This window comes from Micromonospora sp. NPDC049799, assembly GCF_040656655.1.
Taxonomy (GTDB): domain Bacteria; phylum Actinomycetota; class Actinomycetes; order Mycobacteriales; family Micromonosporaceae; genus Micromonospora.
In genome coordinates, this window is the sequence record NZ_JBFAMU010000380.1 from 1 (window position 1) to 4,814 (window position 4,814).

A 4,814-nucleotide genomic window follows, 5' to 3' on the forward strand; every position below is an offset into this window, starting at 1 on the left:
GACCGGCCGACGTACGTCCCGTCCGGGCGGGTGGGCGCCAGCGGCGGCACCTCGGCCCGGCCGACGACGGCCGCCCGGCCACGCGGAGCCGGCGGCGGTACGTGGTGGACGCCGATATCACCCGCGTAGCGCTGACCCGGGAACTGGGGGTGCCACTCGTTGGTGGGCTCGACCACCCAGGACGGCTCGGCCGGATCGTTCCACCGGTCGGCGTATCCGCGACTCATCCGGGCGACCCGTCGCCGTGGGTGGTGGCCGGCGCGGAACCGAGGTGGCGGACGCGAGCGGAAACGGCGGCGGTGCCGGCGGGCGTCCGCTCGCTCACGGCCGCGCCCCGGTGGTCGGCTCGCGTCCGCTCGCTCACGGCGATGTCACCTCGTTGCAAATTGTCGCGCTGGGCGCCGCGCACCCCCGGTTGGGTCACCCGTTCCGGCATGGCGTGGCTGCGGAAGGAGGGTAGCGGCGTGGGCTCGCTCACCGCCACTGTGGCTCGGCCCACCGTCCCAAACGTTATCCTATGGTTCCGGACATTTCGGGCTATAGCGGGCTCGGGCTTCCGTCGGTACGCCACCTACCGCCAGCGCCTCGCTGGCGGGCGCCGGTGCTGCCGGCGCGGCCCTGCGCCGCGTGGAGGCGGACGGGCACCGGCTGGTGTACGCCCTGGAGTCGGCGCGGGTGGCCGAGGTGATGGCGGGGCTGGCCGGCCTCGGCGGGAGGGGCCGGACCGTCGAGGTCAGACCGGGTCGCCGATGCTGACCCGCGGCTGGGGGGTGCGCATCTTGCGGAAGGTGATCGAGCGCATGATCGCGTACAGGTAGAGGGAGCCCATCCGCTGGCCGGTGTTCGGGAAGCGCTCCCGGACCAGCTTCCTGATCTTCCGGCAGATCAGGACCGAGTCCACGATCACGCCGAGCGCCAGGGCGCCCCAGACCAGGTTGGAGGCGAGCTGGATCGCCGGGGGCATTCCCGGGTTGGACCCGATCAGCACCACCAGGGCGCCACCGAAGAACCAGGTGCCGACCGTACGCCGGGAGTCGACCACGTTGCGGGCCAGCAGCCGCTCGGGGCCACGGTCACGCGGCCCGCCCTCCCGCCGGAACTCCGCCGCGGACTCGGCGCGGAGCTGGCGTCGGACCGCCCGCTGCTCCTCCTTGGTCAGCGGCTTGCCGGTGCCGACGGGGCGGCGCCCGGCGGCGGGACGCTTCGGCGTCTCGCGGCCCTTGGCCGGGGTGTAGCCCCGGGTGCGGGCGGAGGAGGACTCCTCGTCGGGCGTCACCGGGGTGACGGCCTCGTCGACGAGGTCGGCGGACTTGCGGCGAAACAGCGACGGCACGCGGAAAGGGTAGCCAAACGTTCCCGCCCGGTGCACATCGCGGTGCACCGGGCGGGAGCGGGACGTGACCGGGGACACCCGTACTGCCCGATCAGGGCGTGCCGGTGCCGGGTCGTACGGCGTCAGGGACGCTCGACGTGCGCGCCGAGATCGGCGAGCTTCGCCTCGAAGTCCTCGTAGCCGCGGTTGATCAGGTCGACGCCGTACACCCGGGAGGTGCCCTCGGCGGCGAGCGCCGCGATCAGGTGGCTGAAGCCGGCCCGCAGGTCGGGGATCACCAGGTCGGCGGCGTGCAGCTTGCTCGGCCCGGCGATGACCGCCGAGTGCTTGAAGTTCCGCCGGCCGAAGCGGCAGGGGGTGCCGCCGAGGCAGTCCCGGTAGACCTGGATGTTGGCGCCCATCGTGTTCAGCGCCTCGGTGTAGCCGAGCCGCTGCTCGTACACCGTCTCGTGGACGATCGACAGGCCGCGCGCCTGGGTGAGCGCCACGACCAGCGGCTGCTGCCAGTCGGTCATGAAGCCGGGGTGCACGTCGGTCTCCAGCGCCACCGACTTCAGCTCCCCGCCCGGGTGCCAGAAGCGGATGCCGCCCTCCTGGCCGGGGTCGCCCAGCTTCGGCGGGCGGGCGTCGGTGACCTCGTACTCGCCGCCGACGGAGCGGAAGACGTTCAGGAAGGTCATCATGTCGGCCTGCTGCGCGCCGAGCACCTCGACGTGACCGCGGGTGGCCAGCGCGGCGGCGGCCCAGCTCGCCGCCTCGATCCGGTCCGGGATCGGCCGGTGGTTGTAGCCGTGCAGCCGCGGCACGCCCTGGATCTCGATGACCCGGTCGGTGTGCACCTTGATGATCGCGCCCATCTTCTGCAGGATGCAGATGAGGTCGATGATCTCCGGCTCGACCGCCGCGTTGCGCAGCTCGGTGACGCCGTCGGCCATCACCGCGGTCAGCAGCACCTGCTCCGTCGCGCCCACACTCGGGTACGGCAGGGCGAACTTGGTGCCGTGCAGCCCGTTCGGCGCCGACAGGTGCAGACCCTCGGGGCGCTTCTCCACCGTCGCACCGAACTCGCGCAGCGCCTGAAGGTGGAAGTCGATCGGCCGCGGGCCGATGTGGCAGCCGCCGAGATCCGGGATGAAGGCGTGGCCGAGGCGATGCAGCAGCGGGCCGCAGAACAGGATCGGAATCCGGCTGGAGCCCGCGTGCACGTTGATCTGGTCGGTGCTGGCGCTCTCCACGTTGGCGGGGTCGAAGACCAGCTCGCCGTCCTCGTCGCCGTCGGTGACCTTCACCCCGTGCAGGCCGAGCAGCCCACGGACGACCTCGACGTCACGGATCTTCGGCACGTCGTAGAGCCGGCTCGGGGTGTCGCCCAGCAGAGCGGCGACCATCGCCTTCGAGACCAGGTTCTTCGCGCCGCGCACGCGGATCCGCCCTTCCAGCGGAGTGCCTCCGTGTACGACCAGGACGTCGTCGGTCAATGCAACCTCCAGCAGCGCGTCGGGTGGTGCCGTGTCGATCGTGGGGCAAGGTCTCCTGCTACCCGGAACGGGGCGGCCGTAAAACGCCGGCCCGCGTCGCCCCGGCAGCATAGCCCTCGGTGACGAGAATGACCCAGGTCACATCGCCCTGGACGGCATTTATCGGTGATCCGGCACTTTATCGTGCCAAGGGCGTTACGGAGAGTGGTCAGGCCGCGGTCGGCGGCGGGGTGTCCGCGCCGGGGAGGGCGAGCATCTGGTCCAGCGCCACGCGGGCGTGGTGGGCGGTGTCCTCGTCGACCGTGATCTGGTTGACCACCCGGCCGGCGACCAGTTCCTCCAGCGCCCACACCAGATGCGGCAGGTCGATCCGGTTCATCGTCGAGCAGTAGCAGACCGCCTTGTCGAGGAACATGATCTGCTTGTCCGGGTGGGCCAGCGCCAGCCGGCGGACCAGGTTCAGCTCGGTGCCCACCGCCCACGACGAGCCGGCCGGGGCCGCCTCGATCGCCTTGATGATGTACTCCGTCGAGCCGACGAAGTCGGCGGCGTTGACCACCTCGTGCCGGCACTCGGGGTGCACCAGCACGTTGACGCCCGGCACCCGCTCGCGCACGTCGTTGACGCTGTCCAGGGTGAACCGGCCGTGCACCGAGCAGTGCCCGCGCCACAGGATCATCTTCGCGTCGCGCAGCTGCTCCGGGGTCAGCCCGCCGTTCGGCTTGTGCGGGTCGTAGAGCACGCAGTCGTCGAGGGAGAGGCCCATCTCGAGCACCGCCGTGTTGCGGCCCAGGTGCTGGTCGGGCAGGAAGAGCACCTTCGACCCCTGCTCGTACGCCCAGTCCAGCGCGCGCTTCGCGTTGGACGAGGTGCAGACGACGCCCCCGTTGCGCCCGACGAAGCCCTTGATGTCCGCCGAGGAGTTCATGTACGTGACCGGGACGGTCTGGTCGGCGATGCCCAGGTCGCTGAGCACGTCCCAGGCCTTCTCGACCTGCGACAGCACGGCCATGTCGGCCATCGAGCAGCCCGCGGCCAGGTCCGGCAGGATCACCTTCTGGGCGTCCGAGGTGAGGATGTCGGCGCTCTCGGCCATGAAGTGCACACCGCAGAAGACGATGTACTCCGCGTCGGGGCGGGCCGCCGCCTCCCGGGCCAGCTTGAACGAGTCACCGGTCACGTCGGCGAACTGGATCACCTCGTCGCGCTGGTAGTGGTGCCCCAGCACGAACACCCGGGTGCCGAGCTTCGCCTTGGCCGCCGCCGCGCGGGCGACCAGATCAGGGTCGCTCGGGGCCGGCAGGTCACCCGGACACTCGACGCCACGCTCGGTGGCGGGGTCGCTGCCACGGCCGAGGAGCAGCAGTGCCGTGGCGGTGTTGGAGGGTTCTACCCAGGTCGACGTCACGTACCCCATGGTCCCACAGCGCGGGCGCGACGCAGCTTCCACCGGTGTGTGCTGCCACACTGCTGGGCATGCGCGTGCTGCTCTGTCCGGACAAGTTCGCGGGCACGCTGTCCGCCCCCGACGTGGCCGAAGCGGTCGCCGACGGCTGGCGTACGGTCGCCACCGCCGACGACCTGCTCATCCGGCCGCTCGCCGACGGTGGCCCCGGCTTCCTCGACGTCCTCGCCGAGGCCCTCGACACCCGCCGGGTGCCGGTGCCGACGGTCGACCCGCTGGGCCGGCCGGCGGCCGGTGAGATCCTGGTCACCGCCGACGGCGCGACCGCCTACCTGGAATGTGCCCAGGCGTGCGGCCTGCACCTGCTCACCGGAGAGGAACGCGACCCGAAGACCACCACCTCGTACGGGCTGGGGGTGCTCGTCGCGGCGGCCGTGGAGCACGGCGCGCGCCAGATCGTGGTCGGGCTGGGTGGCTCGGCCACCAACGACGCCGGGGCCGGGATGCTCACCGCGCTCGGCGTCACCCCGCTGGACTCCACGGGCGCGGCCCTGCCGTACGGGGCCTTCACCGACCAGCCGGCGGAGGCCATCATCAA

Annotated in this window: 5 protein-coding genes; 1 reads left to right on the forward strand and 4 read right to left on the reverse strand. The window is 71.8% G+C overall.

Features of this window, described 5'->3' with window-relative positions:
* The 4 genes from AB0I76_RS22610 to nadA form a co-directional block, all read right to left on the reverse strand.
* Positions 1–227 (reverse strand): hypothetical protein (locus AB0I76_RS22610; RefSeq protein ID WP_357038779.1); only part of this gene is annotated, 227 nt, incomplete at its 3' end.
* Positions 228–733: 506 nt separating this feature from the next.
* Positions 734–1,333: a DUF3043 domain-containing protein gene (locus AB0I76_RS22615; protein WP_357038782.1), complete on the reverse strand. Its 600-nt coding sequence runs from the start codon at positions 1,331–1,333 to the stop codon at positions 734–736.
* A gap of 122 nt (positions 1,334–1,455) precedes the next feature.
* Positions 1,456–2,811: a UDP-N-acetylglucosamine 1-carboxyvinyltransferase gene (gene murA, locus AB0I76_RS22620; RefSeq protein ID WP_357038785.1), complete on the reverse strand. Its 1,356-nt coding sequence runs from the start codon at positions 2,809–2,811 to the stop codon at positions 1,456–1,458.
* 208 nt (positions 2,812–3,019) lie between these two features.
* Positions 3,020–4,219 carry a quinolinate synthase NadA gene (nadA, locus tag AB0I76_RS22625; protein ID WP_357038788.1) on the reverse strand — a complete coding sequence of 400 codons (1,200 nt, stop codon included), beginning with the start codon at positions 4,217–4,219 and terminating at the stop codon, positions 3,020–3,022.
* A 68-nt stretch (positions 4,220–4,287) separates the two neighbouring features.
* On the opposite strand from nadA, the gene AB0I76_RS22630 reads away from it, so the two are divergent.
* Positions 4,288–4,814: glycerate kinase (locus tag AB0I76_RS22630; RefSeq protein WP_357038791.1), on the forward strand; the 527-nt coding region annotated here is incomplete at its 3' end.